Source organism: Streptomyces sp. H51 (assembly GCF_035656535.1).
Lineage (GTDB): Bacteria > Actinomycetota > Actinomycetes > Streptomycetales > Streptomycetaceae > Streptomyces.
Map to the genome: position 1 here is coordinate 117,311 of NZ_JAYMHD010000053.1, position 15,437 is coordinate 132,747.

11 protein-coding genes, 1 tRNA gene and 2 pseudogenes are annotated in these 15,437 nt (G+C 67.5%); 8 read left to right on the top strand and 6 right to left on the bottom strand.

The features are described 5' to 3' along the window. Positions 1-287 precede the first annotated feature (287 nt). A complete protein-coding gene (locus VKA29_RS19285; RefSeq protein ID WP_324787108.1) occupies positions 288-2,567 on the top strand; it encodes a transglycosylase domain-containing protein in 2,280 nt (759 codons plus the stop codon). 168 nt (positions 2,568-2,735) lie between these two features. On the opposite strand, the gene VKA29_RS19290 is transcribed toward VKA29_RS19285, so the two are convergent. Beyond that, on the bottom strand, positions 2,736-3,203 hold the full coding sequence (locus VKA29_RS19290) for a GatB/YqeY domain-containing protein (RefSeq protein WP_324787109.1): 468 nt from the start codon (positions 3,201-3,203) through the stop codon (positions 2,736-2,738). Between the two features lie 92 nt (positions 3,204-3,295). Between VKA29_RS19290 and VKA29_RS19295 the strand changes: the two genes are divergently transcribed. From VKA29_RS19295 to VKA29_RS19305, 3 genes are all read left to right on the top strand, one after another. After that, positions 3,296-4,222 (top strand): metallophosphoesterase, encoded by a 927-nt coding sequence (locus VKA29_RS19295; RefSeq protein ID WP_324787110.1) that lies wholly within the window; start codon positions 3,296-3,298, stop codon positions 4,220-4,222. Between the two features lie 103 nt (positions 4,223-4,325). Further along, on the top strand, positions 4,326-5,105 hold the full coding sequence (locus VKA29_RS19300) for a Pr6Pr family membrane protein (RefSeq protein WP_324787111.1): 780 nt from the start codon (positions 4,326-4,328) through the stop codon (positions 5,103-5,105). 41 nt (positions 5,106-5,146) lie between these two features. Then, positions 5,147-5,220: transfer RNA gene (locus VKA29_RS19305), tRNA-Pro, on the top strand. Positions 5,221-5,317: 97 nt separating this feature from the next. On the opposite strand, the pseudogene VKA29_RS19310 reads toward VKA29_RS19305, so the two are convergent. From VKA29_RS19310 to VKA29_RS19320, 3 genes and pseudogenes are all read right to left on the bottom strand, one after another. Continuing rightward, positions 5,318-5,491: pseudogene (locus VKA29_RS19310) on the bottom strand (site-specific integrase); the annotation flags it as partial. A gap of 31 nt (positions 5,492-5,522) precedes the next feature. Continuing rightward, the gene (locus tag VKA29_RS19315) at positions 5,523-5,960 is read right to left on the bottom strand and encodes an ATP-binding protein (RefSeq protein WP_324787112.1); all 438 of its coding nucleotides are present in this window, start codon (positions 5,958-5,960) and stop codon (positions 5,523-5,525) included. Between the two features lie 281 nt (positions 5,961-6,241). Beyond that, positions 6,242-6,982 carry a GntR family transcriptional regulator gene (locus VKA29_RS19320; RefSeq protein ID WP_324787113.1) on the bottom strand — a complete coding sequence of 247 codons (741 nt, stop codon included), beginning with the start codon at positions 6,980-6,982 and terminating at the stop codon, positions 6,242-6,244. An 85-nt stretch (positions 6,983-7,067) separates the two neighbouring features. Here VKA29_RS19320 and VKA29_RS19325 point away from each other — a divergent pair, with 85 nt between their 5' ends. Continuing rightward, positions 7,068-8,162, top strand: coding sequence for a DUF1152 domain-containing protein (locus VKA29_RS19325; protein ID WP_324787114.1), 1,095 nt, complete (start codon positions 7,068-7,070; stop codon positions 8,160-8,162). A 252-nt stretch (positions 8,163-8,414) separates the two neighbouring features. After that, a complete protein-coding gene (locus VKA29_RS19330; protein WP_324787115.1) occupies positions 8,415-9,041 on the top strand; it encodes a DUF4145 domain-containing protein in 627 nt (208 codons plus the stop codon). Positions 9,042-9,044: 3 nt separating this feature from the next. Here VKA29_RS19330 and VKA29_RS19335 read toward each other — a convergent pair whose 3' ends face one another. Then, positions 9,045-10,214 carry a toll/interleukin-1 receptor domain-containing protein gene (locus VKA29_RS19335; RefSeq protein WP_324787116.1) on the bottom strand — a complete coding sequence of 390 codons (1,170 nt, stop codon included), beginning with the start codon at positions 10,212-10,214 and terminating at the stop codon, positions 9,045-9,047. Between the two features lie 558 nt (positions 10,215-10,772). Between VKA29_RS19335 and VKA29_RS19340 the strand changes: the two genes are divergently transcribed. Together VKA29_RS19340 and VKA29_RS19345 are read left to right on the top strand one after the other, a co-directional pair. Continuing rightward, positions 10,773-10,952, top strand: a complete 180-nt coding sequence (locus VKA29_RS19340; RefSeq protein WP_324787117.1) for a hypothetical protein — start codon at positions 10,773-10,775, stop codon at positions 10,950-10,952. A 635-nt stretch (positions 10,953-11,587) separates the two neighbouring features. Next, positions 11,588-12,805: pseudogene (locus VKA29_RS19345) on the top strand (glycoside hydrolase family 64 protein); the annotation flags it as partial. Positions 12,806-13,520: 715 nt separating this feature from the next. Here the strand turns inward: VKA29_RS19345 and VKA29_RS19350 are convergent. Then, complete coding sequence (locus VKA29_RS19350; RefSeq protein WP_324787118.1) at positions 13,521-14,915, bottom strand: Tat pathway signal sequence domain protein; 1,395 nt, start codon at positions 14,913-14,915, stop codon at positions 13,521-13,523. Positions 14,916-15,437 lie beyond the last annotated feature (522 nt).

Genomic DNA, 15,437 nt, shown 5'->3' on the forward strand with positions numbered 1-15,437 from the left:
TGACACACAAGGCGGATTCGGACACGCCCCCACCAGAAAGCCGGGGAACTTCCGGAACGATTCGGGGTCGCCGGACGTATTGATACGTGGCCCTACTGCTGTGACAGTTGAGAGCAGCTTAGGCCAAGGCCTGCCCGCGTGTCCGGCGAATGGGAAGGGAGCGCCCTGCTTCGCCCTGCCGTCACGCGCCGGTCGCACAACTGCCGGAATGTCGCGATCCGGCGCGCGCACGTCCCGCGGGCGCCCGCTCCGTCGGAACGCCCGGAACTACGGATTAGGCTGCCTCCATGCCAAACAAGCGCTCGGGTGGTGGCCTGTCGGCTGCGCAGCAGGCCGCCAAGTTCCTCGGTGTCAGTGTCCTCTCGGGAGCGGTGCTGGCCGGCATCGCGCTGCCCGCGGTCGGCGCGCTGGGACTGGCGGCCAAGGGATCCGTGGAGAGCTTCGACGAGCTCCCCGCCAACCTCAAGACACCGCCGCTGAGCCAGCGCACCACCATCCTGGACGCCGACGGCGGCCAGATCGCCACGGTCTACTCGCGCGACCGCACGGTGGTGAGCCTCAAGGACATCTCGCCGTACATGCAGAAGGCGATAGTCGCGATCGAGGACTCGCGCTTCTACGAGCACGGCGCGATCGACCTGAAGGGCATCCTGCGCGCCCTCAACAAGAACGCGCAGAGCGGCGGCGTCTCCGAGGGCGCCTCGACGCTCACCCAGCAGTACGTGAAGAACGTCTTCGTGGAGGAGGCCGGCGACGACCCGACGAAGGTCGCGCAGGCCACCCAGCAGACCATCGGCCGCAAGATCAAGGAACTGAAGTACGCGATCCAGGTCGAGGAGGAGCTCGGCAAGAGGAAGATCCTCGAGAACTACCTGAACATCACGTTCTTCGGCGAGCAGGCCTACGGCGTCGAGGCCGCCTCCCAGCGTTACTTCTCCAAGCACGCCAAGGACCTGAAGCTGCAGGAGGCGGCGCTGCTCGCGGGCATCGTCCAGTCCCCGAGCCGCTACGACCCCGTCAACGACGAGGCGGAGGCCACCAAGCGCCGCAACACCGTGCTGCAGCGCATGGCCGAGCTCGGCGACATCTCCCAGGCCCAGGCGGCCAAGGCACAGAAGGCGCCGCTGGGCCTGAACACCAGCCAGCCGAAGAACGGCTGCATCACCGCGGTCAAGGGCGCCGGCTTCTTCTGCGACTACGTGCGCGAGGTGTTCCTCAACGACCCGGTCTTCGGCAAGAGCCGGCAGGCCCGGGCGAAGGTCTGGAACCAGGGCGGCCTGACGATCCGCACCACGCTCGACCCGCAGGCCCAGGAGTCGGTGCAGACCTCGCTCAAGAACCACGTCAACAAGAGCGACGCGGTGGCCGCCGCCGCCACCATCGTCGAGCCCGGCACCGGCAAGGTCCTGGCCATGGGCCAGTCCAAGCCGTACGGCTACAGCAAGAACGAGACCGAGATCAACTACTCGGTGGGCCACGGCATGGGCGGCTCCAACTACGGCTTCCCGACCGGTTCGACGTTCAAGCCCTTCGTCGCGGCGGCCGCGCTCGAACAGGGGCGGCCGGCCACCCAGGAGTACTCGTCGCCGTACGAGATGCCCTACCCGGAGCCCGTGCAGACGTGCGGCGGCAAGCCCTGGATGAACCAGGGCGGTGAGACCGTCCCCAACGAGAGCAGGTCGGAGGTCGGCCCGTACCGGCTGAAGGAGGCGATGGCCAAGTCGGTCAACACCTACTTCGTGCAGATGGTCGCCGACATCGGCCTGTGCCCGGTGATGAAGATGACCGAGGGCCTGCACGTCGTGCAGGGCAGCGGCGACAAGCTCCCGGAGGTGCCCGCCATCGCCCTGGGCTCCAAGGGCATCGCCCCGCTGACGATGGCGAGCGCGTACGCCGCCTTCGCCTCCCGGGGCATGTACTGCACGCCCGTCGCCATCGAGTCGATCACCCAGAAGGTCGGCGACCGGCAGAAGTCGCTGGACGTGCCGAAGTCGACGTGCTCGCGGGCGATGAGCGAGAAGACCGCGGACACGGTCAACACCCTGCTGCAGGGCGTGATCGACTCCGGTACGGGCCGGCAGGCGGGCCTCACCGACCGTGCCAACGCCGGTAAGACCGGTACCACGGACGAGCGCAAGAACGCCTGGTTCGTCGGCTACACGCCGAACCTGTCGGGCGCGGTCTGGGTCGGCAGCGCCAGCCAGCAGGTCAAGATGGTGAACATCAACATCGGCGGCGTCTACCACGACAAGGTCTACGGCGGCTCGGTCCCGGGCCCCATCTGGCGCGACGCGATGACCGGCGCCCTGTCGGGCAAGGAGGCCCCGTCCTTCAACCTCGTCGACATACCGGACCCCGACAAGGCCGACAAGGGCGGGCACGACGACAACGGTGACCAAGGGAACCGGAACGGGGACAACGGCGGCAACGACGGCTTCCTCGGCGGCCTGACGACCAACGGCGGCACGAACGGCGGCACCGACTTCCCCACGCCCACGGTCACCCTGCCGGGAACCTTCTTCCAGGGCCAGACGAACGGAAACGGCAACGGGGGCGGACGCGGCTGACGCGTCGGCGCGGCTGACGCGTCGGCGCGGCTGACCCGCGGGCCCGGCTGACGCGCCCCCTCCGGAAGGGCCGACGGCCCCCTCCTCCCGTACGACCGGTGGACGGTCGTACGCGGGTGGAGGGGGCCGTCGGCCGTTCCGCGGGGCGGTCGTCGTCGCCTCGCGGACTCAGCCGACCAGCAGCTTCTTCACCGCGGCGGCGACCCGGCCGCCCTCGGCCTGCCCGGCGACCTTGGGGTTGACGATCTTCATGACGGCGCCCATGGCCCGCGGTCCCTCGGCACCGGCCGCCTTCGCCTCCGCGACGGCCTGGGCGACGATCGCGTCCAGCTCCTCGTCGCTGAGCTGCTTGGGCAGGTACGCGGCGAGCACCTCGCCCTCCGCCTTCTCCCGCTCGGCCGACTCGGCGCGACCACCCTGCGCGAAGGCCTCGGCGGCCTCCCGGCGCTTCTTCGCCTCCTTGGTGATCACCTTGAGCACCTCGTCGTCGGAGAGCTCGCGCTTCTCCTTGCCCGCGACCTCCTCCTTGGTGATCGCGGCGAGCGTCAGCCGGAGCGTCGAGGAGCGGAGCTCGTCGCGCTCCTTGATCGCGGCGTTGAGGTCTTCGTGCAGCTTCGACTTGAGCGTGGTGGTCATGACGCGATTGTCGCAGGTGCGTACGGCCCGACGCCCGCTGATTTCAGGGGCGGTGGGCCTGACGGGTGCCCGGGATCTGACACGATGGACGCATGCGCGCGCGATACGGAGTACCACTGTCCATCGCGGCGGCTGGCGCCGCCGGTCTGGTGTACGCGGCGGGTTTCGAGGCCCGCTCCTTCCGACTGCGACGGGTGACGGTCCCCGTCCTGCCGTCCGGGATGCGCCCGCTGCGCGTGCTCCAGGTCTCCGACATCCACATGGTCGGCGGCCAGCGCAAGAAGCAGCGCTGGCTGCGCTCGCTGGCCGGCCTGCGCCCCGACTTCGTGATCAACACCGGCGACAACCTGTCCGACCCGGAGGGCGTCCCGGAGGTCCTGGACGCCCTCGGCCCGCTGATGGAGTTCCCGGGCGCGTACGTCTTCGGCTCCAACGACTACTACGGCCCCAAGTTCCGCAACCCCGCCCGTTACCTCGTCGAGAAGGCCCGCGGCCGGCACGGCCTGAACGGCAACCCGCCCGTCGTGGGCGTGGTCCACAACCCGTGGGAGGACCTGCGGGACGCCTTCGACGCGGCGGGCTGGCTGAACCTGACCAACACACGCGGGCAGCTCAAGGTCGAGGGCATGTCGGTGGAGCTGACGGGCCTGGACGACCCGCACATCAAGCGCGACCGCTACGCACAGGTGGCCGGCGGCCCCTCGGAGGGAGCGGACTTCTCGATGGGCGTGGTGCACGCGCCGTACCTGCGGGTGCTGGACGCGTTCGCGGCGGACGCCTACCCGCTGATCCTGGCCGGCCACACGCACGGCGGCCAGCTCTGCATCCCCTTCTACGGCGCCCTCGTCACCAACTGCGACCTGGACACCGACCGCGTGAAGGGCCTCTCCACACACACCGCGGAGGGCCGCAGGTCCTACCTCCACGTCTCGGCGGGCTGCGGCACCAACCGCTACACCCCGGTCCGCTTCGCCTGCCCCCCGGAGGCGACGCTGCTGACCCTGGTGGGCCGCGAGTAGCCCGCTCCCCCGACGGCACGACAACAGGGCGTGGACGCGGTTCACGTAACCCGGACACCCCGCCCGAATAGCCCCATACGTCGCCATTGCCTAATTTGAGGGCATGACCGCCCCGATCCCCAAGGACATACCGGACCTCCCCTCGATCCCCGGCATGCTCGCGACGCAGCCCTCCCGCGTCCCCGCGACAGCGGTGGTGACCCCCGTACGCCGCCCCCTGGTCGCCGCGTACCGCCTGCTGATCGCCCTGGCGGCGGCAGCGGCGGTCACGGTCGACCTGTGGCTCGGCAGCCCGGGACGGCTCCTGAGCCACTTCACGATCCAGAGCGAGATCCTGCTGGCCGTCGTCTTCACGCTCCAGGCCCGCCGAGCGTGGACCGCCCGCCACCCCCTCCCGTCGTCCTGGACGGGCGCGACGCTGCTGTACGTCACGATCGCGGGCGCGGTGTACCACCTGCTGCTGACGGACGCGGCAAGCCCGTTCTCGATGACAGGCACCCCGCCGACCGGCTGGCAGTGGACCGCGAACCAGATCCTGCACACGGCGATCCCGGCCGCGGTGCTCCTGGACTGGCTGCTCCTCACACCCCCCGGCCGCCTGCACCTGCGCCAGACCGCCGCGTGGATGCTCTACCCCCTGACCTACCTGGCCTTCTCCCTGGCCCGAGGCGAACTGCTCCCGCCCGACACGCCGGCCCGCTACCTCTACCCCTTCCTCGACGTCGGCGCCCACGGCTACCGCGACGTCCTCGCCGACGCCCTCCTGCTCGGCCTCGCCTTCTGCGCCCTCGCCGCCATCCTGGTGCTCGTCGACCACACCCGCCCGGACCTGATCCGCCACCGCGGCAAAACCGGATTTCGTCTACAGCCACCGGTGGGCTAAAGTTAACGACGTCGCCGCGACAAGCAGGACTGCAGCGACACCGGGGTGTAGCGCAGCTTGGCAGCGCGCTTCGTTCGGGACGAAGAGGTCGTGGGTTCAAATCCCGCCACCCCGACAGCCAAAACAACAGGTGAGGCACCTACCGATTTCGGTAGGTGCCTCACCTGTTTCTGCGTGCGTGTCTATCTCCGTGACTCTCGCTTTCCGCGCGTCTACGGCTGCCGTGCCTGCGCGCCGAAGATCCCGTCCATGACCACGGCGCCGGTCTGGATCACGGGCCGGATCTGCTTCCGGTAGACCTCCTCGGTCACGGCCGTTCCGGAGTGCCCGACGAGCCGGGAGATCTCCTCCAGCGGGACGCCCCGGTCGGACAGCAGGGACACGAAGCAGCGGCAGTAGAAGAGGTGGGCTATCCCATCACGCCTGCCAGGCATTGGCGACCACGAAGGAGACGACCGTTCCGCCGAAGCAGCTAGGCCCGGAGTGCCAGGAGTCGGCGATGGAGTCAACCAGGAGCAATCCCCGCCCGTGGGCGTCGTCCGCTTCCGGGTGCCGCAGCTGCACACTCGCCGGGAAGCCCGGGTTGTGCACGTCGACGCGAAGCGAGGTTCCCTCGCGGTACCACTCGACCCGCACCACCCACGAGTCGTCCGACCTCCCGTAGCGGATGGCGTTGGTCACCAGCTCCGAGATCATCAGCGCGCAGTCGTCGACCGAGCAGGACGGGCTGTACGGAGCGATGAACTTCCGGAACCAGCGCCGGGCGCGGGAGACCGACTCCGGTTCCGGGTGCAAGGTCATCGCTCCGAGCCGCGGTGAGTCCTCACAGGGGTGGCGGTCGATCGTGTAGGTCATGCTTGCTCACTCCTTGCCGCTGCCGTCGCAGTCGAGGCAGCGCCGCTTCGACGTGGCACGGCTGCGGTCGTTGGCCGTGGAGAGGGCCAGCACCGTTCGGGAGCCGACGCGCTTCCATCCACGCCCCCGACACCCCCGGCAAGCTAACCGCGCGTCCTGCACCGGCCGCCGACTCGTCACGTCGTGCCCCTACCTCCTCCAAGTGGCCTTAGCCACTTGCTGGATAGTGGCATTAGCCACTTTCGAGGCGCAAGCCGTTCGCCGGAACTGGCGAGTCGTCGTCAGGTGAGCGGGTAGCCCTGTTCGAACGCCCAGCGGTGCGGCGGGTAGGTGGCTTCGGCGAACTCCAGAGGGCGGTCCTGGAGGTCGAAGACGACGTGATGGACGATGAGAACCGCGGACCCCGGCTCCAACCGCAGGTCGGCCGTTTCCTCGTCCGTGGCGGCCCGAGCGCACATGCGGTCCTCGGCATAGCCGCCTTGACGCCCGGTCATCCGCTCGACGTACATGAGCGTCCCTTCCTGGATCCGCTCAGGATCCGTGAGCTTGGGCGCCCGCTGACCGACGTCCGGAGCGAACCACGAAGTGGACAGCGTGATCGGACCGTCCTGATTGTTGGTCACGCGCCGACGGTGCACAGCTCGGCGATCCTTCACCAGGCCCAGGGCTTCAGCGACATGATCCGGAGCCTCCAGCCAACCAGCCGAAGTGATCACCGCGTACTCGCCGGGCGTGTAGATCTTCCCGGTCTGCCGTGCACGCCCATACAACTCCCTTGCACGGCGGTTCACTTCGAGGCTACGCACGTACGTCCCCGAGCCCTGACGCTTCTCGACCAGGCCCTGATGACTCAGCGCCTCCAACGACCGCGCGGCCGTGGGCCGGGACACCTTCCAGTCCGCAGCGAGCTGCCGTTCCGAGGGAACCTCGTCCCCCGGCCGCAGGTCCCCCCGAAGGATCTGGTCACGGATGTAGTGGGCGATCTGGAGATACTTCGGTTGAGCCTCTTCGATCTGCGGCATCTCCCCTCCTTTCCTCGTCCAAGTGGCTATGGCCTTTTGCCACTATAGGGTGAGTGGCCAACCTGTGAACCCGTACTCTGAGCGCATGACGCGGTTGATCGTCGCAGCAGGAGGAGGGGGCGACGCAGTCGCCGCCGCCATGCTTCACGCCGCCCTCTACGGCGACGAGGACCGGGCGGTGATCCTCGCGTACGCGTGGGACCGCCTCCTGATCGACCCGCTCCCGGGACCACGAGGAGCCGACAGCTTCACGGGACTCGAACCCGTCACTCAGTCCGTCTGGTCGGTGCCGGCCGAGGCCCAGCCGGTCGCCCCGGCGGGCTCCACACTCCCTCGCCTCGCGGCAGAGTTCCCGCACACACTGGCTCTGCTCGATCCGCACCACGGCGCCGAGGGCATCACCCGCCAACTCGAAGAGTTGGTATCCCACCTGGCACCGGCATCGATCGATCTACTCGACGTCGGCGGCGACATCCTCGCCCATGGTGACGAACCCACCCTCAAGAGCCCACTCGCCGACGCCCTCACCCTCGCCGCCTGCTGCCAGGTCAACGCCCCGATCCGACTCCTGGTCGCAGGCCCTGGGCTGGACGGCGAGATCTCCCCCGACGACCTGTGCCCTCTGCTTGGCACCCTCGTCCACACCTTCACGGCCGAGGACGTGGAGTCGATCGGCAGCATCCTGGAATGGCACCCCTCAGAGGCCACCGCCATGCTCGCCGCAACAGCCCGCGGAGCCCGCGGCATCTGCGAGGTGCGCGACGCCGGCCTTCCCGTACCCCTCACCGACGAAGGACCCACGGTCCACGCAGTCGACCTGGACGACGCGGTCAGCCGCAACAGCCTGGCCCGCGCCATCATGACGACTGCCACGCTGGACGAGGCCGAGGCGTACAGCCGCGAGATCTGCGGTTTCTCGGAAATCGACTATGAGCGCAACAAGGCAGCGTGGCTCACTGAGCGGCCACCGACGAAACTGGATCCCGACGACGTACTGTCTCGACTCGACCAGTTCCAGAGCGAGGCCCGAACCCGCGGAGTCACCCACACGACGTTCCGCCACCTCACCGAGGCCCTGAACCTCAGCAATTCTCACAGGGACGCCCTACGCCAACTGCTCATCAGCAGCCGTCCGGAGCAGTACGCAGCTCCCTTGTGGCGCATCCCATCCGAAGACTGAGTTACAACCTTCTTCACGGGTTCAAGGCGGCTCGCTCCGCTCCCCGCCCGCGGCACGGCCCCCGGCCGGGCCTGCGCTCCTGCCTCCGTCCCGCTCCAGCCCGGCCGGCGCCCGTGCCGCACGGAGAATGCAGTCGCATGACGACAAGGGCGTGGCACGTCATTGCACGCCGGTCGAGGTCCACGCCCCCGGTTACCTAGCCGGATCAGCAAAAGCACCCTCAGAGGGCAGTTGACTCTTTACGATGCCCCCATGACAGAGGCGTCCGATCGCGTTGGAAGCAACATCCTCGCCACATGCAGTACCTGTGATCAAGTCGTCATGGCCGTGGTAGAGGGGGCAATGATTGAAAGTAATCCAGAAAAGGACTTCCCGACTCTTCTCCAACTCGCCCGATGCAGTAAATGCGGCGATGGAGTTCTAGTGCTGGAAGAGGACTACGGGAACGGCTGGGATGGGGATCCCATCACCGTTTGGCCCAACACTCAAAGAATGCTGAGCTGGCTGATTCCTGAACCGCTAAGGCGACAGCACGAGGAAGCACACCGCTGCTTTTCGGTCAAGGCATATACGGCTACTGTCGTAATGGTGCGGAGAACTTTGGAGGGTGTCTCCATTGATCAGGGCGTCACCAAGCGGGCACCTCTTATTCGCATGCTGGAAGAGCTGAAAGAAAGCGGAAAGATCGACGGGCGCCTCTTGGAATGGAGCCAGGCTCTCCGACTCCTCGGAAATGAGGGCGCACACTATAGCGATAAGCCCGTGACTCAAGACGACGCTACCGACGCCCTTGCACTTGCAGAGGCGTTGATGGACTATCTTTACGTCTACACTGCACAGTTCGAAAAATTCAAGCAGCGTCGCGAAGGGAATGAATAGCGGTCATCGAATCGACAATCCTCGCCATCTTTCGATCGTCTTCATCGCGTCTTGCAATTTGGTGAACCCGATCCTTCCGGGCTTGATCGCTTTACGCAATGGGACGCTCATGATTTCCATGGTCTTCAACATCTCCAAGATTTCCGCCAATCCGTCCACGAAAGGCTGGAGATCTGATGAGCCCTGAGTGATATCCGAGATGATCTTTTCTGCCATCTCAGCACCGTGCGAGGTGTTAACGCCCACCAGTTGTCCTACCATCGCGCGCAGTAGGGCATCTGCCTCGGTGACTGACTGAGCAAGGGCGGTAGCACTGCTCTGCAATTTTAGGGACGGTTCCTGGACCGCCTTCGCCATTACGACCGATTGAGCTCGCAACACCGCTGGCGAAGTGGCACCAAACTTCTGCATCTCCTCCTGAACAACCGTGCACCAAGTAGTCAGGTCTCGCGTCGACTCTTCCATCTCGGGCGTAAGACGTTCTCCGACCTGATTCAAATCTTCAAAGTGCTGAAAAAGATCGAAGTCTTCATCGCAATCTACTGCTTCTAGAGTCGGTTCGGAAGATTCAACATTCAGAAGGTTCTCTTCCGCGCGGGCGATTACAATAACCAGCTTGTCCGTGATGCGCGAAAGTGCTTCCCTCCACTCCCTTGTTCCGCGGCCCGCCAAAAAGGCTTCCTCTAGATTTTCAAATTGCAGCGACTCGATCAGTCGCACCTCGGGCATCTGGCTATCCGCAGTGATGCCGCTTGCACCAAGAATAACGACGGGGAGGATCAAATATCCGGCCCCGAGCAGCTCTGCGCTCGCGTGAAAAGCGTTCAGCTCCTCGCGACACGCCGGACGATTGAAATATTGCATCGTGATAATCGGCAGGAAGATGGAAGCCCCTCGCAACTCAGAGTCAATTCTGCGCCTCCAGTCCACGCCCCACCCAATACTTTCGCGATCAAAAAAGATATCGAGTGCGCCGCCCGTTTTGGCAGCATAGAAGCTGCCCAAATCTTTGGTGAAGTGCTCTACCGCCTGATTAAGTAATTCGTCATCAAGATGAGCGTAACTCACAAAAACGCGATTTCCCTGGCCCGTCAGGTTGGGGTCCATTGTTTCCTCCGCTGTGCCGAGTGTGCATGCTCGCTGGAAGTATTGTGCCGCTTCGGCGTTGCCCATGTCGGAGATACGTAAAAGATCAAGGTTGGTAGCTTCGTGCTTGGTCAGCAGCAGTTGGCGTTGGATCCGCGTTTACGATGCTGCGTCGCAGCTGGATGTCCGGCCGACGCCTGGGCCTCCGGCCTTGAGCTCAGCGCTCGCATCCCGGGCCGGCCGTCGGATCTTCCCCTGATCGACGACAAAAGCCAGTGACGTGGCCAAGGCTGGTGGGGGTGCAGCGAGGCACACGCGCGCGTGGTCGGTCGGCGCCCTCGCCGTCGTGGCTGACTGTCGTCGGCTGAGGTTCGTGCCACAGCCGTGCCAGATGCAGGGGTGAGTCACGGTCAACACCGGCTCCCTACGGTCGAGTAGCCGCCCGCTTCGTCAGCCAGTGGATCCACAGCTCAGACCCGAGATCCCCCCACCCTCTCTCCTAAAGCGGTGATGCCCGATGGCTGATGAGACCATCTGAGAGTGACAGACGCCCAACTGCCCTCGCAGTGGACCCTTCAGCGGATCCGTGACGTGTCCGGGGATCAAGAGGCTGTCGCCCTGGACACCGATCGGGCAGTGAAATGGGTGGCTGGCTCTGGAGCCCACGAGATCCTGCACCCAGAGATCGTTCTTGGGTTCCACGACCTGTGCCTTGTGAAGCCCGTCGATGACGACGACTGGTACATGGGCAACCTGTACGAAGACGGCAGCATCGACTGTTGGTCCGCCTACGGCAACCTGTACGAGGCGCTACGCGGCCTCTAAGAGCCTCGCGCCACGGCCCCGCGTGCGAGGCGCCGTGAGTGTCTAACTGCGTGACAACCACGACGCACAGCCGCGAACAACCATGGACGTCAGCGGACCATCAGCGCAGGTGGCAGGCGCAGCAGGCCCAGGACAGCGAGCGTCCCAAGTTGCTTCGGGACGAAGAGGTCGTGGGTTCAAATCCCGCCACCCCGACAGTGAAGTACCACTCAGGGACCTGATCCGCATCGCGGGTCGGGCCCCTGAGTGGTTCGGGAGGCCACTGCAAGAGGCGGTCGGCTACACGGCCGCCGCGGACCGGCCCGGACCGCGGCGCCGGTCGACCCCGAGCCACTCTTCGGCTTCGGCGCCACCGTGCGCGCCGGGCGGACACGAGCCGACGTGACAAGCCTGCCGAGCAGCGCCCCGGAGCACGGCTACCCGAGTATTGACATGTTCATAGCCCGCAGCGCAGCCTGAGAGCGCTCTCAGCAGGGGCGGCGGGCAGGCGGCGGGGCGCGGGCGGCGCACCGCGGGCTCGGCGTCGCCGCGGTGTCGGCACCAGTGCCGCCTTCCCGCTTCCGGTGGCGTCGCGGCGTCGGCCCGGCCCCTCATCGTCCGTTTCATCCGGAACAGCCGCTACGAGGAGGACATCCATGTCCGCGAGATGGAAGGGCCGGGCGTCGCTCCGTGCCCGGGGCCTTGCCCCGCTGGCCGCGGCGGCGGTGCTGGCGGCCGGGTTGACCGCCGCTGGTTCCGCCTCCAGAGCCGAGGCGGTGGCGCCGGACACCCTTGCGCTGACCGTGACCAACAACTCGGGCAGCAGTGAACCCGTTTACCTGTACGACCTGGGCACCGAACTTTCCACGGGCCGTCAGGGCTGGGCCGACGCCGGAGGCACCTTCCACCAGTGGCCGGGCGGCAGTGTCCCGCCCGTACCGGCACCGGACGCCTCCATCGCCGGTCCGGCCGACGGGCAGTCCCTCACGATCAGGATTCCCAGGTTCTCCGGCCGGCTGTACTTCTCCTACGGCCGGAAACTCGACTTCAGACTGGCCACCGGCGGTCTGGTGCAGCCCGCCGTGCAGAACCCGACCGATCCCAACCGCGACATCTTCTTCAACTGGTCCGAGTACACGCTCAACGACGGTGGCCTGTGGCTGAACAGCACTCAGGTCGACATGTTCTCCGCCCCCTACGCGGTGGGGGTCGAGCGGCCCGACGGATCGGTCGCGACGACCGGGCACCTCGAACCCGGCGGTTACGAGGGCTTCTTCAAGGCCCTGGAGGACCGGGGCGGCGGCTGGGAGAAGCTGATCCAGCGACGTCCCGACGGCACCGTATTGCGCGCCCTCGCCCCGAGCCACGGCATGGAGGCGGGTGCACCGCTGGAGACGTCGATGGACGACTACATCGACCGCGTCTGGCAGAAGTACTCCACCGAGACGCTCACCGTCACCCCGTTCGCGAACCAGCCGCAGACCAAGTACTACGGGCGGGTCTCGGGCGACACCATGAACTTCACCGACGGCTCGGGCGCGCCGGCCGCCTCCTTCACCAAGCCGGACACCGACAGCGTCTACGGCTGCTACAAGCGGCTGGACGCCCCCAACGACCTGGTGCGCGGCCCCCTCGCCCGCACGCTGTGCGCGGCACTGAACCGGTCGACCCTGCTGGACAATCCCGACCAGCCCGACACGTCATCGGCGGACTTCTACAACGACGCGGTCACCAACCACTACGCCCGCGAGATCCACGACCGCATGGTCGACGGCAAGGCGTACGCCTTCGCCTTCGACGATGTCGGCGCCCACGAGTCGCTGGTCCACGACGGCGACCCGCAGCAGGCCTACATGACCCTCGACCCGCTGTCCGGCGCTGTGGGGCCGGATCCGTCGCCGAGTCCCAGCACCACCGACGGGACATCCGCATCCCCGACCCCGTCGCCGAGCGACACCTCGCCGCCGCCGAGCCCCACCCCGACCGTGACGGCGACACCGACGAGCACGGGAAACACCTGGTACCCCCAGTCGGGCGGCAAGCTGAGCACCCAACAGGCCGCGGGTGCGGGCTCCGACACCATCGCCTCCGCGGACGGGACGAACCACGACGGGACGCCGTACAAGCCGCTCGTCTACGAGGTGCGCAACGTGGCCGGCGTGTACGACCCCGCGCGCACCACGAACTTCACCTTCCGCACGGACGCGGGGACGACCGTCGGCCTCGGCCAGCAGGTCCGGGTTTCCTACGACCTGACCGGCGACGGCACGTTCGAGCGGGTGGAGACCTTCCGGTACTTCGCGACCGACCCGGTCCCGGGATTCGAGGACTACCAGGGTTCGCGCGCCGGGCTGCAGTCCGCGACCGGCACCCTCGGCGACATGTCCGGGGGAACCATCCGGGTCGAGGTGTGGAACGCCATCGGCAACGGCCAGGCCTCCCTCCAGGTGGGCACCGGCTCCGTTCTCACCACCCCGTTCTCATAGGCGCGGTACCGGTGAGCGCCTGACGACACGTTCAGGGCTCGGCGAGGCCGTGCCGCCCGGTACTGCGAGCACCGGGCGGCACGGCCGTCCCCCGCGGACCGGCTCAGTGGCCGCGCAGCGGGTTGGCGCGGGCGATCGCCATCAGGTACCAGGCCGTGGCGCCGGTGTGCCGGTACGGGTAGTAGCCGAAGCCGAAACCGGTGTCCAGTGGGCTGCTGGCCGACACCAGGCCCGATCGCTCGGGCAGCGCCCTGCCTCCCACGGTCTGCCCCTGCCCGAGCCGGTCCTGGCCCTGCTCCATGGACGCGAGCAGACGGGCCGCGCGCCGCGCGTCGCCAGGCGCGTCACGCTCGCGCAGGGCCAGGGCGAGGTGGGCGGTGCCCTCGAACCACACGCCGCTGCGGTCGGGCTTGGGCTGGTACGGCGCGATGGGCGCGTCCTCGTCCGCCACCAGGGACGCCGAGCTGAAGGTGACGCCCTGGTAGGACTGGCCGGCGGGCACCGTGCTGTTGGGACGGTCGGCGGTGTCCGTCACCTTCAGGCGGGTGCGGGCCCAGTCGAGCGACCCGGCGTGACGGCGCTCGCGCAGGGCCAGGTAGCTCCAGGTCTGGGTGTCCTCCGGCACGGGAGAGGTGTTGACGGTGACGCCGTCGTTGCTGCCGGTGTAGAAGAAGCCGCCGGAGGCGTCCCACATCCGGTGGACGAACGCCTCGGCGCGGGCGCGCCGTTCCAGCCAGACCTGTTCGCCGGTCAGTCGGGCGAGCCTCCCGAAGAGGGACGTCAGGTCGATGTTGTGCTCGGTCGAGGTGAAGGGGAGCTTGGTCCCGGACCCGTCGACGCCGAACTTGTAGCCCCCGAGGGGTTCATCGGTGCGGGCGTTGGCCTCCACCCAGGCACCGATCCGGACGGCGCCGGTCAGGAAGCGGTCCGCTCCGGTACGCGCGGCGAGCGCGGCCAGCGCGATGCCCGCCCATGCCATGTCGCCGACGGCCGTACCGGTGAAGCCGAACTGGGTGCCGACGTTCGCCGTGCCGTCCGCGCGGACGAACCCGTCCGGCTGTGGTGAGCCGTCGTAGTAGACGTACGGGCCGACGTTGTACGCCTGGCGCAGCCGGCCGTCGTCGTACTGCGGGTCATGGGACTGCGCGTAGAGCAGGGCGTCCCCGAGCGCCACGGCTCTGGCGCTCGCGGTGTGGCCGGGCCGGGCGAGGTGGGCCAGCACGGCGAGGGCGTTGTCGTAGGTGAAGGCGGTGCTGAACAGGCCCGCCTGGTCGGTGTAGCTCTGGGCCAGACGCGTCGTGCCGTGCTCCGGGTAGGCGTCCATGGCCGCGTCGAGGAAGGCGTAGCCGCGCGCCCGGGCGCCGGCCGGCCCGGCGGCTGTCCGCCTTGTGCCCGCTGCGACGGCCGGCGCCACGCCGGCCATGGACAGCAGCGCGGTCGCCGTTCCGGCGCCGAGCAGCGCCCGTCGGGTGAGGTGATGACGTGCCGTACCGGACATGGGTACCTCCAAGGCGCCATTGCTTGTGAGAGCGCTCTCAAGCGCGCACATTCTGCTGGCCGGCCGTCCCGCCGGTCAAGAAGTACAGAGATCTCACCGAAGGGACCGAAGGAACAAGAGGGGCTAAAAGGAGCAGGAGTGACCGAAGGTGACAGGGGGGACCGAAAGGATCAGGGAGGGACCGAAGGGAACAGGAGGAGCCGAAGGAGCCGAAGTCCTCCGGGCGACACGCGAAGTCGGGGCGCCGCATCAGGGGCGACCGGCGGCGGGCGCGGCGGGCGAGCCGCCGTCGATCAATTCCGGGTCGCGTCGAGGTGGCGGATCATCACTCCCCGGGACCGGCGCTCAGGACGGCCGTTGGGACTCGGGCAGTTCGCGCGACGGGCCAGGAGGGTGAACCGCGCGGGGCACACGGCATACGAGTCGGCGATCGCCGAAGAGGCTGCTAGGAGTTGTCGTCAAATGTCACGCCCACATCAGCAGGGCTGCGAGGGTGACGGCTGCTTGGTAGGACTCGGCGGT